17 protein-coding genes are annotated in these 18,076 nt (G+C 52.3%); 10 read left to right on the forward strand and 7 right to left on the reverse strand.

Annotation, left to right across the window (positions count from 1 at the left end; genetic code table 11):
* Positions 1 to 189: 189 nt before the first annotated feature.
* The 3 genes from SH668x_RS08260 to SH668x_RS08270 form a co-directional block, all read right to left on the reverse strand.
* A complete protein-coding gene (locus tag SH668x_RS08260; RefSeq protein WP_437188219.1) occupies positions 190 to 1,233 on the reverse strand; it encodes a DUF3500 domain-containing protein in 1,044 nt (347 codons plus the stop codon).
* Positions 1,234 to 1,752: 519 nt separating this feature from the next.
* A complete protein-coding gene (locus SH668x_RS08265; RefSeq protein ID WP_437188220.1) occupies positions 1,753 to 2,745 on the reverse strand; it encodes a hypothetical protein in 993 nt (330 codons plus the stop codon).
* 59 nt (positions 2,746 to 2,804) lie between these two features.
* Complete coding sequence (locus SH668x_RS08270) at positions 2,805 to 3,071, reverse strand: hypothetical protein (RefSeq protein WP_437188221.1); 267 nt, start codon at positions 3,069 to 3,071, stop codon at positions 2,805 to 2,807.
* Positions 3,072 to 3,502: 431 nt separating this feature from the next.
* Between SH668x_RS08270 and SH668x_RS08275 the strand changes: the two genes are divergently transcribed.
* Both SH668x_RS08275 and SH668x_RS08280 read left to right on the forward strand, forming a co-directional pair.
* On the forward strand, positions 3,503 to 4,822 hold the full coding sequence (locus SH668x_RS08275; RefSeq protein WP_437188222.1) for a Gfo/Idh/MocA family protein: 1,320 nt from the start codon (positions 3,503 to 3,505) through the stop codon (positions 4,820 to 4,822).
* 80 nt (positions 4,823 to 4,902) lie between these two features.
* Complete coding sequence (locus tag SH668x_RS08280) at positions 4,903 to 6,090, forward strand: lactonase family protein (RefSeq protein WP_437188223.1); 1,188 nt, start codon at positions 4,903 to 4,905, stop codon at positions 6,088 to 6,090.
* Positions 6,091 to 6,103: 13 nt separating this feature from the next.
* Here SH668x_RS08280 and glpQ read toward each other — a convergent pair whose 3' ends face one another.
* The 4 genes from glpQ to SH668x_RS08300 all read right to left on the reverse strand — a co-directional run bounded on the left by glpQ (position 6,104) and on the right by SH668x_RS08300 (position 9,624).
* Positions 6,104 to 7,039, reverse strand: a complete 936-nt coding sequence (gene glpQ / locus SH668x_RS08285) for a glycerophosphodiester phosphodiesterase (protein ID WP_437188224.1) — start codon at positions 7,037 to 7,039, stop codon at positions 6,104 to 6,106.
* 224 nt (positions 7,040 to 7,263) lie between these two features.
* On the reverse strand, positions 7,264 to 7,761 hold the full coding sequence (locus SH668x_RS08290; protein ID WP_437188225.1) for a host attachment protein: 498 nt from the start codon (positions 7,759 to 7,761) through the stop codon (positions 7,264 to 7,266).
* 201 nt (positions 7,762 to 7,962) lie between these two features.
* Positions 7,963 to 8,952, reverse strand: coding sequence for a malate dehydrogenase (locus tag SH668x_RS08295; protein WP_437188226.1), 990 nt, complete (start codon positions 8,950 to 8,952; stop codon positions 7,963 to 7,965).
* A 174-nt stretch (positions 8,953 to 9,126) separates the two neighbouring features.
* Positions 9,127 to 9,624, reverse strand: a complete 498-nt coding sequence (locus SH668x_RS08300; RefSeq protein WP_437188227.1) for a DinB family protein — start codon at positions 9,622 to 9,624, stop codon at positions 9,127 to 9,129.
* Between the two features lie 255 nt (positions 9,625 to 9,879).
* Between SH668x_RS08300 and SH668x_RS08305 the strand changes: the two genes are divergently transcribed.
* The 8 genes from SH668x_RS08305 (at position 9,880) to SH668x_RS08340 (ending at position 18,005) form a co-directional block, all read left to right on the forward strand.
* Positions 9,880 to 10,539, forward strand: coding sequence for a hypothetical protein (locus SH668x_RS08305; RefSeq protein WP_437188228.1), 660 nt, complete (start codon positions 9,880 to 9,882; stop codon positions 10,537 to 10,539).
* 568 nt (positions 10,540 to 11,107) lie between these two features.
* Complete coding sequence (locus SH668x_RS08310) at positions 11,108 to 11,968, forward strand: transposase (RefSeq protein ID WP_437186800.1); 861 nt, start codon at positions 11,108 to 11,110, stop codon at positions 11,966 to 11,968.
* Between the two features lie 174 nt (positions 11,969 to 12,142).
* Positions 12,143 to 12,538, forward strand: coding sequence for a transposase (locus tag SH668x_RS08315; RefSeq protein ID WP_437185515.1), 396 nt, complete (start codon positions 12,143 to 12,145; stop codon positions 12,536 to 12,538).
* Complete coding sequence (locus tag SH668x_RS08320) at positions 12,538 to 12,942, forward strand: transposase (RefSeq protein ID WP_437185516.1); 405 nt, start codon at positions 12,538 to 12,540, stop codon at positions 12,940 to 12,942. Before SH668x_RS08315 ends, SH668x_RS08320 begins: the two co-directional genes overlap by 1 nt.
* A gap of 245 nt (positions 12,943 to 13,187) precedes the next feature.
* Entirely contained in the window at positions 13,188 to 14,240 is a 1,053-nt protein-coding gene (locus tag SH668x_RS08325; protein ID WP_437188229.1) for a DUF1559 family PulG-like putative transporter, read from the forward strand.
* Between the two features lie 329 nt (positions 14,241 to 14,569).
* Positions 14,570 to 15,052 carry a hypothetical protein gene (locus tag SH668x_RS08330; RefSeq protein ID WP_437188230.1) on the forward strand — a complete coding sequence of 161 codons (483 nt, stop codon included), beginning with the start codon at positions 14,570 to 14,572 and terminating at the stop codon, positions 15,050 to 15,052.
* 398 nt (positions 15,053 to 15,450) lie between these two features.
* Entirely contained in the window at positions 15,451 to 16,338 is an 888-nt protein-coding gene (rsmH, locus tag SH668x_RS08335) for a 16S rRNA (cytosine(1402)-N(4))-methyltransferase RsmH (protein WP_437188231.1), read from the forward strand.
* A complete protein-coding gene (locus SH668x_RS08340) occupies positions 16,233 to 18,005 on the forward strand; it encodes a LysM peptidoglycan-binding domain-containing protein (RefSeq protein ID WP_437188232.1) in 1,773 nt (590 codons plus the stop codon). The genes rsmH and SH668x_RS08340 overlap by 106 nt, the downstream gene beginning before the upstream one ends.
* The last annotated feature ends 71 nt before the right edge of the window (positions 18,006 to 18,076 follow it).

An 18,076-nucleotide genomic window follows, 5' to 3' on the forward strand; every position in this document is an offset into this window, starting at 1 on the left:
GCCGGGCTCTTTTCATTCAGTGGTGCTACTTCGCTTCTGGCTCGACGCTCTCCGGAACTGCATGAGCGTTTCGCATTTTGCTGACTCGGTTATTCATGTTTGAGTCAGTTGCTCGCTGCGGATGAAGTCAAAAAAGAAAGCTCCGCAGTGTGTGCGGAGCTCTCTCGTCTCGAAACAGACGCCGTTTGACTACTTTGCAGCGCTCTGGCCGAAGTCGTTGACCGAGCTGCGCCAAACAGAATGGATATGGTTGGCAATGTTTCCGGCTGGATCTGGCTGAACGTTGATCAGTTCCAGTGAGAATGTCGGACCTTGTACACGGAAGCAGTGTCCCACTCCGGGTTCAGTTGCCCCCAGCCATGCAAAGTGAATGTTTTCAATTCCCGCTTCCTTGATCTCATCGAGTCGGGTTTTTGCAAAATCTTCATCAAGATGGCTGTTGTAAGTGGTCAGGATCGTCCAGAGAAGATCCTTCTGCTCGGCGGACAGTTCTGAAGCGGAGATTCCTTCTGGGGGATTCGAAACTGGAGGGACAGGATTTCCTGCATTGCGGTAGTCTCCAGGGGCCGTCTCTGCGATGACTGCCGTGGCTTTCTGTGAGGCGCTGAGTGAATTGACGAGTTCGAATGCAGATTGTTCTTCATTGGCGAGTGTGCGTGTGCCGACTTTCGGACCGCCCGGAATGTAAGTGATGACCGTCGCTGGGCAGGCACCCCAGAAACTAGGTGAATCTCCGACGACGACGTTGTTTTTGATGACCAGATTCTGAGAGAAATGGTGACCTTCAAAGCTCCAGCCCCATGTTGAGTCGTTCGCAGGTTCGCCGAAGATCGTGAGGAAGTAGCGTGCAGAGTCTCGGTACGGGGTTCCCTGTTTTTCGCGTTCGCCGATCAGAAGGTTGTGTTCGAGCGCCATGATTGTGACAGCTTTGTCGAAACCGTCATCGCTGAGTGCTGCGTCGAGTAGTTGATAACAGAGCACTTGTTGCTCTGAATTCATATCGCGGTATTGAATTCCCTTACGATGTTCCTTCGGAATGTTGTGCCAGTCTTGTCTGGCCGGGTCGTTGAAATCCAGAACGACCGCTTGCTTCTGTTCGGGAGTGAGTGTCGCGATGAACCGCTGAGCAACTTTTGTCATTGTTGCACCGGAGGAGAGTTTTTCCTCAGCAGCGATCACAGAAGAAGTTGCCAGTAAGCAGATGGCAAGCAGTGAAGAGGCGAGACTTTTCATGCGTGAGTATTCCTGGATTGAAATAGGGGAGAGGGGCAGCAGGACGAAATTGTAATCAAGTCAATTCCATCAAACATCAGCTACGCATTGTGAAAAGTGCCTAATTCACAAGTTCTTGCAGAAGTCCGAGCGAGGACGAAAGCGGGCAAGAACGCGTCAGTTGTCTGCGATTATTGCTGTGGAGAGTCAATCTCGCTGATGATACTTTTTAGCGGGTCTTTTTCGTGATGAGAGAGCCGAATCCCGCCTTAGTGAGTTGTGTTTTGTTTCCGAAGATCCATTTGTCTACGGTTTTGCCGCAGTGTGGGCAATCAGGGTGGTAGCTGGACGGTTTGTTGTCGAATACGACTTCGGGGTCTGCCCAGATGGCTTCGCATTCATCACAGATCGCTGACCATTTTTCACAGTGGTTACACTTCGCAAAATGAACCACTCCCTGTTCGCAGATCGGGCAGTTTCCCATGTTGGGGCGTGACGCTGCTTTTTTCATGTTCGTCGAAGAGCCTTAGGGTGAGTGTTCTATTTGGGAAACGCTGTGATGATTTCGGAAGTTCCGCGTCTAACGACGATGAAAATGGTCGTCAGAGGTGGGTTCTTTCTTCGTTTACCAGTCTCGCCTCCCAGGAAACCGACTCGTCGTCCCATTGGAACGGTGTAGGCATCGCGACCGCTTTCGGTATCGGGGGAGATTTTGTCTGATTGCACTTTTTTCCAGGCGAGGTCAACCCAGGCGAATGTCAGGTCTTCTCCACCATCGAACACTCCATGCGGTCCGGGGCGATCGGGGTCGTCCTCAGCATGACGCAAGACGTGCTCTTTTCGTGTGTTTCCATCTGGATCAAGACCTTCGTAGCGGACCCCAGCAGGACTGACCCATTTGTTTTTTCCAGTTGACTTGAGCTCAACGGGTTCCGGGGAGCCTGCCACCAGCATTGGCGGGCCACGCGGCATCTCAAGCAGTTCGATTTCGTCGGGGGCCCGTACTTGAATCTGGAGTTTGTCCTGATGTCGATTCAACGTGCCTTGAACAGAAACGGATTTCCCTTGATAGAGCGTCTCTGGATCATTCGTCCAATTCTTTTTGACATCGTCTGACGAGACGAAAATTGAGAACTCACGATTTCCCTTGAAATCGATGAAACGGTGCCCAGAACTGGATTTTCCGACGCGAGTTACCTCGCCCGTCAGAATGATTTCCTGGCCTACACGCCCTCGAAGCTCCTGAATGTTGGAAGCTGCGACTGTCGGCAGAGCGGGAGCTTCGGCAAACACCACCTGCGTCGGCGTTCCACCGCGAGGTGATAGCGTGGTCGAATTGGCTGTGGCGTCTTTGCGATCGCCGCGCAGCAGTTCCGGTGTGTCGGATTGCTCGGACCAGCGTGACTCCTGCGTGATTTGCTCAGGAATGGCCGGAAGGTCCATCCCGCAGCCGGCAATTAATCCGAGCAGACTGACGAGAATTGCCGCGACGAAAGTTTTGCCGCACTGAGTCGGAGAGAGACTGGTTGACATCAAAGAGCACTCGCTGACAAAAATCGGCGTCAATCATGCACACGGGTGAATGGAATTTATTATGGGGCCGAGTCAACAGGCGAATCAACAGCTGATTGTGGAATTGCTGGTGAAGCAGGAACCTCCTTTTCGTCGACTTCGATGCCCTGTGGGTCTCCGGGAATGATCATTTCGTCCATTGAGACGACGTAGACGATCATCCCAAGAAGGGCGAGTACAGCTGTAATCGCCATGAAAAGCTGGCGAGTTCTTTGAGAAGCGGCAAACGCCACTTCAAACTCACCCTGCGATCCTTTGTTCTGTTCAACCGATCGATTGTGGGCCATTGCGATCCAATTTTTTGTCAGGGGCTGCCACTTTTTCAGTCGAAGTGTAATCCAAGATTCAATCGAGTTTCCATTTCAAGCCGCTAAATGGACTTGAAACATTGTCTTGTTTATCAAGGACTTTTCGTGCAGCTGATCACGTAAGTCAATTTGTATAATCGGGTTGTGTGTGGAACGACTGCCAGAAGCTGCGTGGGATGCGGTGCGAAATGAATTTCTTTCAGTCACCTGTATTTTCGCCAGTTCAGTGATGACCTATGCGTGAAGTTCTGCAGAGTATTTGTCAGAATAAACGGTTGTGGATGAACCTGTGTGGTTGTTGGTCAACAGCATTTGCTGATAGCCAGTACCGTTGGACCTGAATTCTGAAAAGTTGCTCAATCGCAATTTTGGTTCAGTGTTCATTATTACCAGCGAAGGAAAACAGAGCGATGACAAATCCGAATCGGCGTGACTTCTTAAAAACAGCATCGATTGCGGCAACTGTGGGAGGAACGTTGTTTCACAGCGTTTCAAACCGTGCCTACGCAGATGGCGACGATACGATCAAAATCGGATTGGTCGGTTGCGGTGGCCGAGGATCAGGCGCTGCTGCTCAGGCATTGCAAACTTCAGGAAAGACAAAGCTGATTGCAATGGGCGACATGTTCAAGGATCACCTTGACAATTCATTGCGCCAAATTCAGGCAGAAGTTTCCGGCAAGCCTGACGTGGAAATTGACGTTGAAGAGGCGCGAAAGTTCGTCGGCTTTGACGCATACAAGCAAGTCATCGACGCTGGCGTTGACGTTGTGATTCTCGCCACTCCACCGGGTTTCCGCCCGATGCAACTTGCTTACGCCGTTGAGCAGGGCAAACACGTATTCATGGAGAAGCCCGTCGCAACGGATGCTCCCGGAGTTCGCAGCGTCCTCGAGTCAGCACGCATTGCCAAGGAAAAGGGACTCAAGATCGGTGTTGGACTCCAGCGCCATCACGAGAAGAGCTACATCGAAACAATCAAGCGAATTCACGATGGTGAATTCGGTGACGTCCGTGCTTTGCGCGTTTACTGGAACAACCCAGGAGTCTGGGACCCACGTGCCACACGTGATCAGTGCAAGAACGAGATGGAGTACCAACTGCGCAACTGGTACTACTACAACTGGCTGTGCGGCGACCACATTTGCGAGCAGCACATCCACAATCTGGACGTTGGGAACTGGGTCATGAAGGGCTACCCAGTCAAGGCCAACGGAATGGGTGGTCGACAGGTTCGCGTCGATCCGAAGTACGGCGAAATCTACGATCATCACGCTGTCGAGTTCACATACGAAGACGGAACCGTGATGATGAGCCAGTGCCGCCATATTCCAAACTGCTGGAATGATGTCTCCGAGCATGTTCACACAACCAAGGGAATCATCAATCCAGGTTCCGGTGTTGAGCGTCTGTTTGACGGCTCAAAGGGTGAACGGTTCCGCGGACAGAATCCAAACCCATACCAAGTTGAGCACGATGATCTCTTCGCAGCGATTCGCAACGGCGAAGAATACAGTGAAGCTGAAAATGGTGCGATGAGCACAATGACTTCAATTCTCGGACGGATGTGTACCTACTCCGGTAAGGTCATCAGCATGGAAGACGCCTTGAACAAAGGTCTCAGCATCATGCCGACAGAATTCGGAATGGATGCGACACCACCAACACTGCCAGATGAGCACGGAGCTTATCCGATCCCAACTCCTGGTGTGACCGTGGTTCTTGGCTAAACCCGATAAGACAAATTGAGTTTCAATCGAATCGCCGTACAGCCATCTGTGCGGCGATTCTTTTCTGTGGATCTGATTCTATGTTGAAAGGGCTCTCAATGCGATTTGTGACTCTCTTCGGGATGGGCGCGCTCGTCGCCACTCTCGGGCTGTTTTCTGTTTCCACCGTTTCCGCAGATTCTCCTCGACCGAAAACGATTCGGGTCTATACCGGGACATACACCAACGAAACCAGCGAAGGGGTTTATCTCTTCGAGATGGATCCCGTCACCTGGAAGGCAACAGAGCCAAAGCTGGTGGCGAAAATCGAGAATCCGACCTACATGCAGTTCGATCCGAAATTCGAACACCTGTATGTTGTGAGTGAGGTCTCGGTCCCTTCAAAGATCAAAGGGAATAAAGACACAGGGTTCATCTCTGCTTACAAAGTGGATGCAGCGACTGGAAGCCTCACTTTGTTGAACACGGTGGAGTCGCACGGAGGACTTCCTTGTTACACCGAAGTCGACAAGGCGGACAGGTACTTGTTGATTGCGAATTACTTTGGTGGAAACGTTGCCAGCTATCCAATTCAGGCAGATGGCTCGCTGGGGGATGCCATCTGCGTTGTGGACCATGTGAGTGACAACAATGAGAAGAGGGAAGCACGTGGCCATTCAATCGTGTTCTCGCCTGATGAGCGTTTCGTCGTTGCGGCGGATGCGGGGATCAACGAATTGAAGATCTACAATTTTGATCACTCGACCGGAAAGTTGACGCCTCACTCGACTCCATCGCATTTCACTGGCGTAGACACTGCTCCACGTCACTTCAAGTTTCATCCGAACGGGAAGTGGGCGTACAACAACAATGAGCAGAACTTCACAGCAATGGCTCATCACTTCGACGCTGAGAAGGGTACACTGAAAACATTGCAGACCATCACGACGCTGCCAGAAGGTGTTCCGCACGAAGGAAGCACCGCTGAGTGTTTGCTGCACCCAAATGGAAAGTTCTTGTACGTTTCGAATCGCGGGCCAAACAGCATTGCTGTCTATCAGATTCAGAATGATGGAACGTTGAAGTTCACAGGTGCCATCGACACGCTGGGTAAGATTCCTCGCAACTTCCGCTTCGACAACACCGGACACATCATGTTGGTGGAGAATCAGGACAGTGGCACAATCGTTCTGTTCAACGTCGATCAGAACACTGGTTCACTGACTGCAACAGAGAATGTTGTAAAAATTTCACGTCCAGTATGCATCAAGATGGTGGACGTTTACTAAAGCGGACGTTACGTTATGCCTCACCCGCGAGTGATCGCAGGAGAGCCTGACTTCGGTCAGGAAAGTCAGTGAATAGACCATCGATTCCAGCCTGCATCAGTCGTTGGTGCAGGTCTTCGAAACTGCTGAATTCGGCCTGGGGCGCATCAGCGCGACATGTCCATGGATGGACGACCAGCCCGGCAGTGTGTGCGGTGTGAACGAACTTGTTTTGTTCCCCGCGCTGAAATATGCCGCTGATCGACGGACCGATCCCGTCGGCATATTTCGCGATGGTCTTGAATGTCGAAGCGAGTGTGGAATCGGTCAGGCTCGCCGCGAGACATTCCTCAGCTTCCATCAGCTTGATGAGCTTCAATCGCGTGCCGAGTTCATTTCTCAGTCGGCGAAGTTCATTGCCATCAAAACATTGAACGTAGCATGTCGAGTCTCTTTCGGTGTAGCCATGTCGAGTCAGTACCTGTAGCACAACCGACGTGATGTCTTTTCCTTCAGCGTGATGAAATGCCGGTTGTTTGATCTCCGGGTATATGCCTGCTTCTCTTCCTGTGCTGGTATTCATTCCTCGAATGAAATTGAGTTCTTCTTCAAGCGTCGGAATCGTGAATCGTCCAACGTGTGCCGGGAACCGCTTTGGGAAGACAGCGACTCCTGTCTGGTGATCGAACCGTTCTGATGCAGTGAGTTGCCTGACTTCTGCGAGAGAGAAGTCGATGGCGTAGAACCGTCCATCTGCGCGTGCTCGACCAGGAAACTTCGTGGCGACGTCTGAAACGGTGTCGAGATGAATGTCATGGAGAACAATCGGGATGTCATCCTGAGTCAGAACAACGTCCTGCTCCAAAAAATCAGCTCCCATTGCGTGGGCCATGGCTTTGGCTTCGAGAGTGTGCTCCGGGAGATATCCTGACGCTCCGCGATGGGCGATGGTGATGGGGTGTCTTGGCAAATTGGCCTCAGTTGTCGAGATGAAATGTCGAAGTCAAAACGTTGCTACTGAATCATTGCTCGTTGGGATTGTGGACCGTTGCTCAAGATTGGCATAGAGGAAATTCGGCGATTGACGACTGAAGTGTGAGTCATGTCTGGAGAAACGAAAACTGGCAGGCCGAAGTCGACCTGCCAGTGGTGAGAGAATAAGTTGTCATCGCAGTGAGAATGATACAGCCTCAACTAACTGGCTGCAGCGAGCGCCTCCGTTTGCTGTGTGAGTGCATCCTCAAGGTGTGAGGAGATTTCTTTGACGGTGGCGTCCGTGAGGCCTTTGCAGATTTCCAGAACAACTTTCTTCGACAGGGGAGCGGAGAGCTGGTCTCGCAAAACTCCCAGCATGAGTGCAGGGGCGATGATGATGAGTCGACCGAACTGGTTCGTCATCCTTCCTTGTTCAAGTCTGTTGACGATCTCGATAGAAAAGTTCTTCGCAGTATGGTGTCGGAAGTCGGTGTGAAGTTCGTGTTCTGCATGGTCTACAGAGGAGCCCATCATACGACTGATCCGGTTTGATGATACCTCACTATTTCCGTTCATTTCGTCTGCATACTTTAGTGAGAATACTTTGGACAACGGTTGTAGATCTGGCCAGTTCGCTTGGTAAACGGTCGCTTTGGATCGATCTGCAATCAGAACCCAAGTGTTCTCAACAACCCGTGCCTCACGTCGGTAGCTCATAGTCTTTCCTTGCATTGAGGAACTGTTTACTACTGGAATTCTACACCGGAACACGTGTCGAGAAGAGACTTTGATTTCATTATTTTCGAAACGTGTTTCTGATGATTTTTTGACACTTGACCACTGTCGCTGGTTCGCCAAAGAAAAACGGCTCGACCATTTCAGGTCGAGCCGTTGAGACTTTCGGTTGTTGCGAAAATGCTACTGGAGCAAGTCCTTGACTGTCTCTCTTTCGCTGCGCAATTCGTCCAGTGTAATCTGGATTTTCGACTGTGCGAATTCGTTGTTCTCAAGTCCTTTGACGATGCTGACCGTTTTGCCGTCGCTTGTAAGAGGGAAGCCGAAGATGAGCCCCTCATCGATGCCATAGCTACCATCGCTACAGATCGCAGCGCTGAAGCAGTCGCCAGCTGCAGTTGGGCGAACAATACTGGTCAGCGTGTCGATGATCGCGTTCGCGGCACTGGCTGCGCTACTTGCACCACGTGCTTCGATGACCGCTGCTCCTCGCTTTTGGACGATGGGGACAAACTCATTGTGCAACCAGGCATCGTCTTTAATCGCTTCAGCAGCAGGTTGGCCATTGATGGTCGCGTGCTGGAAGTCCGGGTACTGTGTCGCGGAGTGGTTACCCCAGATTCCAACATGTTTCACATCACGCACTGCAACACCAGCCTTCATCGCGAGCTGTGATTTCGCTCGGTTCTCGTCGAGCATGGTCATTGCAAACCAGCGGTCACGTGGAACGCTCGGAGCATTGTTCATGGCGATCAGGCAGTTTGTGTTGCATGGGTTTCCGACAACCAGAACGCGAACGTCTTTTGCAGCTGTCGCGGCAATCGCTTTTCCGGTGTTGGTGAAGATTGGTCCGTTGATGCGGATGAGGTCACCACGTTCCATGCCTGCTTTACGAGGAATGCTTCCTACGCACAGGACCCAGTTGCAATCCCGGAACGCTTCTTCCAGGTTGTTGCTGTCGCAAAGTGTGACTCCTTCGAGCGTCGGAAATGCACAGTCCTGCAGTTCCATCTGAACGCCAGTCAGGGCCTTCATCACTGGAGTGACTTCGATGAGGTTCAGGTGGACAGGTTGATCTGGTCCAAACACTTCACCGCTGGCGATACGAAAAGCCAATGCGTATCCAATGTTGCCTGCCGCCCCTGTAATTGCCACTCGAATCGGTTGAGCCATCGCTGCGCCTTACTGACTGAAAATCTGAAAAAACAGTTCCAGCGGACAGTTTTAGCATAGTCAGGAAAGCAGGGCGAGTGGACGGACCCCGAAACGAATCGCCCGGCTGGATGGCGGCACCGATATTTCACTCAAAATCGAAATTTCAGGGAATTGAATTGCACCGCATTGAGGTTAGTCTCCGGAAGGCCCATACATGCCCGGGACAGGGAGATCGTTTAACCGCAGGTAGGAGCAGAGCATCGCTCGGTGGTGAATTGTATGGTTCATGACATATGTCCGTATGACTTCGTGCTTGGGAAGCGTGAAGTACGGATTTCCGCCTGCCAGTAGCGACCACTGTGCTTCGAGTTTCGACTCGTCGGTCGACTGAAGGGCGTTTCGCCCCTGAGCGACCGCCTGATCAAATTTCTGCAATGCCTCGTCTCGCGAAGTGAAAATGTGTGTCTCGTATGGCTCGCCACCGGCGGGAGCAATGTCCCAGGAATCGCTCTCAATAATTCCGGGGATCCATTCAACGATTTCAACGAGGTGTGAAACGTTCCAGCCGATGGTGTTCGACTTCGGGTGTGACTTCCAATTGAATTTGTCGTCAGGAACCGCTTCAAGTGCGCGGCGCGTGTTCGCGGTCTCTGATTCGAATTCCGAGAGGAGCTGTTTTAGTGCGCTCATTGGGGGTTCTCCGATTGAGAGGAAGTTGGCCACGTGCGCTATCATAGACGAATTGATTTTAAATCTCGAATTCGATCAAGCCCGATTGGGCTCGGTCGGGAAGGTCATTTGTTGCAACAGAGTTCCGCTGGTATTGCGGTGACTTCAGGGGGCTGAGTGTTGCAGGTGAAGTTGGCTCTCTGATATATCGATGATTGCAAGTGCGTTTCCGGGCGTTTTCGTTCTAGTTCAATTCCAATCAAAAGGGATCTGTCGATGGACGCGGAAGAGGAAGGTGAGGACGTTCAGATTGCTCAGGCATGGTATGACCGGAAGTCCAAGTATCTGGAGAAGGTACTCGGTCCGCAGGATGATATGGTCATGCATTCCTTGTTCCCCTATGCAGTCGGAGGTGCACTCGACCTCTACTACTACCCGAAGAGTCGGTATGGGACAGCCTTCGTTACTAAGGAACTTTGCGAACAACCAACTGGAGGCCCGTCCAACGATCAATTCGATGCTTATGAGCTGGTCATGTTTACGAGGCATCCCATCGACCTTGAAATCGCGATGGACGAAAAGACCCCCTTTGGGAAGGTCCACCGTGATTTCAATATGTTTATGAACCACATCGCTCGTTACGCTGAAGAAGCGACGTTGAATCGCTTTGAAACCTGCGAATTTCCTAAAGAGATGGAGGTCGTTGGAGGACGTGCTTTGGCGTTCGGGACGATCTCTGTTGCGAAGGATCAAGATGCGGGGAAGTTTGGCTTGCTGATCCTGATCGAGATTTTCCGATCTGAACTCAAATTCGCGCGAAAAGAGGGGACAGAGAAGCTGATGGAATTGCTGAAAGAGAAGAGGCATTTTCCCTTTTCGGACATGGACCGCAAACCGGTTGTCGAGTCATCGTCCAAGTGGTGGCCTTGGAAGTAGCGTCAGGGACCACCGTTCTCATCGATTCCGATCGGTGCCGATCAATGCCCGTCGGTCAACTCTCCCAGTTGGCCGACGGGCATTTTTGTCTTCAGTCGCTTCGAGGCTCGTTCATTTTGGCGCGCCAAAGCTGTGGACCGAAGTTGAGGTGCAGCGAACGGTACGCGACTTTTCGAGGGTCTGTGAAGTCGCTCGTTGTCTGTGAAGGTGTCCCCCGGCGTGGGATCGGACTGATGAGGGCAATGAGAACGGAGCGGAGCAAGCATCGTGTTTACGTGTGCCAATCGGAGAAGTCCGGGTCGATTGTTTGTGATTATCACTAATAAAATGGTGTTTAATTTTTTGATATCCTGATGTTCGTTAATGCCGTTTCTGGAAGTGTCCTTCTTCGCTTAATTCTATTTGTGTTAGTGGTTTGTGTTGCTTTTGTTGTGATTTGCGAAATTTAGTAATGGAATTGGGGCTTGAGGTTGAACGAAATCGCATTATGAAATTGACCTATGAAGCAACTTTGCCTTGTTGAAAACGTCTCTTGAATGTTCGATTGTGTCGCGCTAAAAGAGGTTGCATGAGCGAGTCATCACCTACAAATATCCTGCTGGAAGTCACTTCACTCTCAATGCGGATCGCCCGCAAGTACGTCGCTCCCTATTCGCACCGCTTCAGTCCCCAGAAGTTTACTCAGGAGCAGCTTCTCACCTGCCTGATTCTGCGGGCGTACCTGAAGGCAACCTACCGGGGTGTGATCGAGGTTCTGGAAGTCTCCAGTGACCTGCGTGACCGTCTGGGGCTAAAGTCCTTGCCGCATTATTCGACGCTGAAGAAGTTCGCTGACCGCTCCAGCGTGCTGGAGATCGTCGACGCGATGCTGCATGAACTGGTCCAGAAGTTTGCACTGGATGCAGAAGAAGCCGCCATCGATTCCACAGGCATGGAGACGAGCTCAGCGAGTGCTCACTTCCAGTCTTGCAGCGGAAAACAGCGGACAAAGTACGTCAAATTGTCCGTGTGTGTACTGGCCGGATCACTGATTCCCAGCGGACTGGCGGTGAGTTGGGGGCCCTGCAATGACAAGGCTGAAGCAGCTGAAGTGCTGGCCAAGGCGGCGACGAGTTCGCAGCCGAAAACTCTCTTTGCCGATGCAGGCTACGATGCCGAATGGGTCCATCGGTTCTGCCGGGAGGATTGGCAGGTGGACAGCGTGATCAACCCTGCTGTGCACCGAACGGATGGTGGGCTCAATGGAATGTATCGCTCCGAAATGACTGCAGAAACACTCAAGGAGAAAGGCTACGGCAGACGCTGGCTGGTGGAATCGTACCTGAGTGGGCTCAAACGCACCACCGGAAACGCCCTCTCAGCCCGGAGTGAGCGAAGCTTGTTTGTGGAAGCAGCGATCCGAGTCCTGGCCTACGCCCTGAGGCGTTAGGTGAAACACAATAACTCACAGGCCTTTCAACAGAGCAAAGCAACTTGAAGTGATGTGCTTCATTTTTTGTTGCTGCTGCATGTTTCTTCATTATGAGCGTTCGGACAAAACTGATCTTGGCACGTTTTGAGGATTGTGGGAAGGTCTGGTTTTTCTGTTCATGGAGGAACCGACATGGCTGGCCAATTGCTCAGTGATGATTTGTGGAACGAGATCGAATCGTTCTTCCCAACCTACGAGTTCTCTCCCAAAGGGGGCCGACCTCCTGCGGAGAACCGCACCGTCTTCACCTGCGTTCTGTTTGTGCTCAAGACTGGGATCGCCTGGGAAGACCTGCCACTGGAGCTGGGCTGTTCTTACAAGACCTGCTACCGGCGGCTTCGCCAATGGATCGATCTGGGAGTCCTGCAAGACATTCATCGCCACCTCCTCACGCAGCTCAACGCCGCTGGTCGCCTAGAACTGGCCGACGTGCTCATCGATGCTGGGTTGATTAAGTCCCCGCTGGGAGGACAAAAATCGGCCCGAATCCGACAGACCGCGGCCGCTGCGGCAGCAAGTCGCACCTGATGACCACTCACAACGGGATTCCATTGGCCAACACGCTCACTGCTGCCAATGTCCCTGATCTGAGACAACTTCTCCCGCTGGTGTTTCTGAAGTTTCCCAAGATTGGTGGCAAGCGAGGACGGCCACTGGACCGTCCCCGTAGCGTGATCGCGGACAAGGGCTACGACTGCCAGACCACCCGTGATCTTCTCGCCGTGGCCGGGATTGAAACGCACATCCCCAAGCGCGGAACGCGACAGGCCTCTTCTCTAGGCGGCAGCCGCTGGCCCGTTGAACGGACGATCGCCTGGCTCAAGCAGTTCCGTCGAATCCGGATTCGCTGGGACAGGCGGGAAGAGATCTTTCAGGCGTTTCATGACATCGCTAACTCACTGATCACCTGGCGATTCCTCAACGCCGATTAAGTTTTGTCCGCCGGCTCTTAATTCTATTTGTGTTAGTGGTTTGTGTTGCTTTTGTTGTGATTTGCGAAATTTAGTAATGGAATTGGGGCTTGAGGTTGAACGAAATCGCATTATGAAATTGACCTATGAAGCAACTTGAAGTGATGTGCTTCATTTTTTGTTGCTGCTGCATGTTTCTTCATTATGTCTGATTGTCATATTTCTTTGTGTTTTTGGTTTTACTGAAGTCTTAAAGAAGGCTAATCATGTTTCCTAAGAGTCGTCGGAAGTCCGGGTTTACGTTGATTGAGTTATTGGTGGTCATCGCGATTATCGCGGTACTGATTGCACTACTCTTGCCAGCGGTGCAGCAAGCACGAGAAGCAGCGCGTCGCACTCAGTGCAAGAATCACTTGAAGCAGTTCGGATTGGCGATTCACAACTACCACGATGTGTATCTCGTGTTTCCTCCAGTTGGCTTTGCAAACCGCGTCAACTGGAATGTCATGATTCTTCCGTATCTCGAACAGTCTGCTGTCACGAACCTCATCAACACCGGAGGAACGGCAGCAGCGGTCAACGGAACAACTGTCTACGGCAATCAACCAGCGGATGCGTGGGACTCGAACTACCGACCATGGACAACTTCAATGTCGTTTCGGAGTTGTCCATCCGATCCATTCGGTGGGCAGGGGCCTAGTGACACGTGGTTTACAGGATCCAGCAGCTATCGCGCTTCCATCGGAGACTCCGCGGTCGATTACCAGCGGAATGATTACGCCCGTCTTTATCGAGGTGCCTTCATGTACGGAGGCGTTCGCGGAATGAAGGCTATCACTGACGGGACCTCGAACTCATTGCTGCTCGGCGAGAAGGCGATCTGTGGACCTGGCGATACGAAAAACGCCAAGACAGCCGTGTTCATGAATGCCGATACGCCTGCGGCTTGCCTCGCCTCAGTGGATCCAAATAACCGCAAGCGTTTCCCTGATAGCGCCCATACCGAACAATACCTGGGCCGCCGCTGGAACGACGGAAGCTGGTATTATTCAGCATTCACAACAATGTCCGCTCCGAATACACCAAGCTGCATGGGCTGGGGCACAAATGAGCTGAACGCTGGAATCTACCCTCTCTCCAGCCATCATACCGGAGGGGCACAAGTGGCCATGGTTGATGGTTCAGTCCGATTCATCTCGGATAGCATCAATTCTGGAAATGCTGGCCACACCATTTACAACACCTCAGGGCTCTCCCCGTTCGGTGTGATTGGTGCGCTCGGGTCAGTGAGCGGCAGCGAGGTAGTTGGAGAATTCTAATTCATTGATTTCGTCAATGAGTGAATGGTTACTACCTCAGGGGCTGACTCGGTCGATCGCAATGATGTTGCGTGGGGGCGTAGCGCCGTGTTCCAGTTGCCTGTCAGAAAGCGATTCACAGCCTTCTGACAGGGCTGGGTAGCCTCTCTTTCTCGTGAAGTTCAATGCCCGCTCTCTTTTGTAAAGAGAGCTTCTGCTGGGCGTTTGAAACGCTTCTAGTGTCTGTTTTTATCGTTGATTCAGCGCAGCGGCCGCTTCAACCGGTCGTTGCGCTGACTCTCAATTTTCGATTTGAATTTTCAAGTAGCTTGTATTTAAGGGACGGGGCGATGAGCCGGCGATATTTGAGTTTGATGCTGTTGGGCTGTGTTTGGTCGTTGATCGCTTTGAATGGATGTTCTGGCGATCCTGGGGTCACCGTCAGTAAAGTGACCGGTGTTCTATTGGTCGATGACAAGCCAATCAAGGGGGCAACCGTTGTGTTCAATCCCGTCGACCCGGCCATTGGGCGGACGGCATCCGGAAAGACAGTCGAAGATGGCTCGTTTGAGCTACTGACGTCCGGGGCAACTCGGAACGGAGCGATGCCTGGTGACTATATCGTGACGTTCCAGAAGAACATCGAAGTTGATAAGAGCGGAAAAGAGATTGTGTATGAGGTGAAGGAGTACAGACCAGATAGTCCGCCGCAAGTCCGTGGTCGAACGGTTTCGCAGATTCCTGAACGTTACGTGGATGTGAAAACAACTGATCAGAAAGCCTCGGTTACGACGAAGGTGAACCATTTCGATTTCAACCTGAAGTCAAAATAGTTCAATGGTTAATTCTGTAGAATGTGAGAGCTCGCCTCGGAATTGCTCCGCGGCGAGCTTTTCACTTGATGGCTGCGGCCAGGTTCCCCAGTCCAGCCTGTGTGTGTGTGACCGACGCGATGAACCATTCGTGCTTTTGCGGGTGCTTCGGAAATTGGTCTTTCAGAGAATTTCGCTTTGGTCTAAAAATCTTCTCAAGTTTCCCTATCGAGATGCCGACCGGTCGATTTTCACCGGTTCGAAATCAATGACTCCTCCCGAATCCGTCCTGGATTTAACTGACTCACCCAAACAACTTGCATTGATTATTGGACTCTGCATCCGCGTTGTCCCTGTCCGTGTCTGGTTGCTTCGATCGATCCATTCCTGTTCGCCTTTCCTCCTGCGGATTTTCAACCATGTCGTCAGAACGGACGGTGCATGTGCCCGTCATGCTTCATGAAGTCCTTGAGCAGCTCGATTTGCTGCCAGGGCTGACGGTCGTTGATGGAACATTGGGAGCAGGGGGCCACAGCCATAAAATCCTACAAAAATTCGGTCCTGACAATCGCCTGATTGGCTTGGATCGCGACCCTTCCATGATCGAGCGGGCGGCTCAGATCGTGAATGGTCCGCAGGCTCATTTGCAACACGCCAGCTACGCCCAACTTGAAACGGTGCTGGATGAACTGGGGCTCGAAACGGTTGATCGGGTGTTGCTCGATCTCGGACTTTCCTCGGATCAACTTGCGGATACGGAGCGAGGTTTCGGCTTCGAAACGTCCGGCACTCTCGATATGCGATTCGACACATCGAGAGGTAAGTCTGTCGCTGAACTGTTGCAGTCAGCATCAGAAGAGGAACTCGAACGAATTTTTCGTGAATACGGGGAGGATTCCGAATCCCGACGACTTGCCAAAGAGATCGTCGCTGCCCGGAAAGCGCGGACGCCGATCACGACTGCTTCAGCTTTGAAGCAACTCGTCGAGAAAATCACTCCTGTCACCAAGAACAAATCCCATCCAGCGACTCGCATCTTTCAAGCGCTGCGCATTGCTGTGAATGGAGAATTGGAACAACTCGAAACCTTCTTGAACGAGATTCTTCCCAAACGGCTGAGTCCGGGCGGGAAGGTTCTGGTCATCACTTTTCATTCTCTGGAGGACCGCCTGGTGAAACAGGCGTTTCGCGAGACGACACTATGGGAAAACCTCACCCGCAAGCCAATCGTCGCGACACCGTCCGAAGTGCGCTGGAATCCTCGTTCCAGATCCGCCAAGCTCAGGGTCGCTCAGCGTCTCAACTGAATCCTATTGAGCCGATGCTCGAACTCGGACCGGTTGCCAGTCAGTCTGCCGCTCCAAAGTGGGGAGCAGCAGCGATTGTTGTGCTGCTTGGTGGACTCGGCTTCGCCCTGCACGATCGAATGTCGGACGGAGATTCCAGCTGGACTCGCTGGGAGAAACATGAACTGTCAGGAGTGGTTCTGGGGCAAAGTCCAGAATCTCCAGCGACTGTTGTGCCCGCTCGTGCTGAAACACAGGGGAGTACCGGTGCCGCACCGGCGTGGGCGAAAACGCCTCAAAAACGGCCACAGGTCCCAGTCCAAGGGGACATCAAGCTCGTTTCTGACATGGTAGAAACTGAGAGTGCTGATCCATTCAGTGCTCCCGCACGTTCTGCCCCAGCACAGGTTCCGGAAAACCCGCAAGCAAGTCCGCTTCCTACACAACTTCCCGCTCAGGCTGGGGGACGAGTTGTTTTTTCAGGAGATCAGGCTCCGGCACCGGGGGCAGTTCCACAGCGTCAATCCGTACAGACTGGCCATCAGGCTGCACGACAAATGGGCGGAGCAACTGCGCAAGCCGGTAAGGGACGCGTCAACGCCCCACCGCAGCATCCTCTTGATCTGACATTGCCGGTTCAGGAGAAGCCAGCGCGGTCACAGGGACCCCACTCAGGGAGACCGGCACAGGAACTCCGGACTGTGCAGCAAGCTGGAGCGGTTGAAGAGATTCCGAATCTGGATTTCCCTGAGCCGCAATCATTGAACCAGTTCGAATCTGCTCAACCAGTGGAATTCGCTCCGCGTGATGCTGTTGAAATGCCATCCCGAAGTGGATTCTCTTCTCCAACGGAACATGGTTTGGCTCCAGCGAGTCTTGAGTCGGATCTGCCATCGCTGGATGAGATTCCAAGTCTTCCGGGTGAGCAGGGGGAAGACCAGTTCAATTCCGGATTCGAATCACAGCCGACACCTGCGAATCCTGCGGTGAACGAGTTCAATTCGGCTCCTATGCAGAATGACCTTCCAGCATTCTCAAATCAGCCATCCATGCCTGAGCCGACTTACACTCAACCGCAACCAACTTTCACTCAACCTGAACCCACATTTTCCCAACCGGGGTCACCACTTTCTCCCGTGAATCAGCCGATTCCACAGGCAACTCCACAGCGATTGATGCAGCCTGTTCAGCCGGTGGCTGTACCACAGGTTACCGTCAAGGAAGATGAAATTCACAAAGTTGAAGCAGGTGAAAACTACTGGACAATTTCGCGTCGATACTATGGAACAGCCCGGTTCTTCTCGGCGTTAGCTGAGTACAACAAGCACCGCATTCCTGCACCAGACAAGATGAAACCGGGAATGTACGTCCTTGTGCCGGATGTGGAAGTCCTGCATCAGTCATATCCGCAATTGACCGGAGGTGGACCACGTGATCCAAATGAGAATGCTCCTCCTGGATTTTTTGTGGACGCTGCTGGTCAACCGTGCTACCGAGTCGGAAAAGGAGAGACCCTTTCTGATATTGCCCAAGGTACACTGGGACGATCTTCTCGATGGGTGCAGATTCATAATATGAACAGCGACCAACTCGTAGACGGCAGACCTCTTAAAATTGGAACCGTCTTGCGGCTTCCTGCGGATGCCAGCCAGGTGGTCCGCGCCCCGACCGACTCTGACATCCGATAACAATCTGGAATACGCGATCCCTGTTCAGCATTGAGTAGGGATCGCACTGTTTCTGTTGATTGGAGTGGTTG

This window comes from Planctomicrobium mucosum (assembly GCF_051466335.1).
In the GTDB taxonomy this organism is placed as follows: Bacteria; Planctomycetota; Planctomycetia; order Planctomycetales; family Planctomycetaceae; genus Planctomicrobium.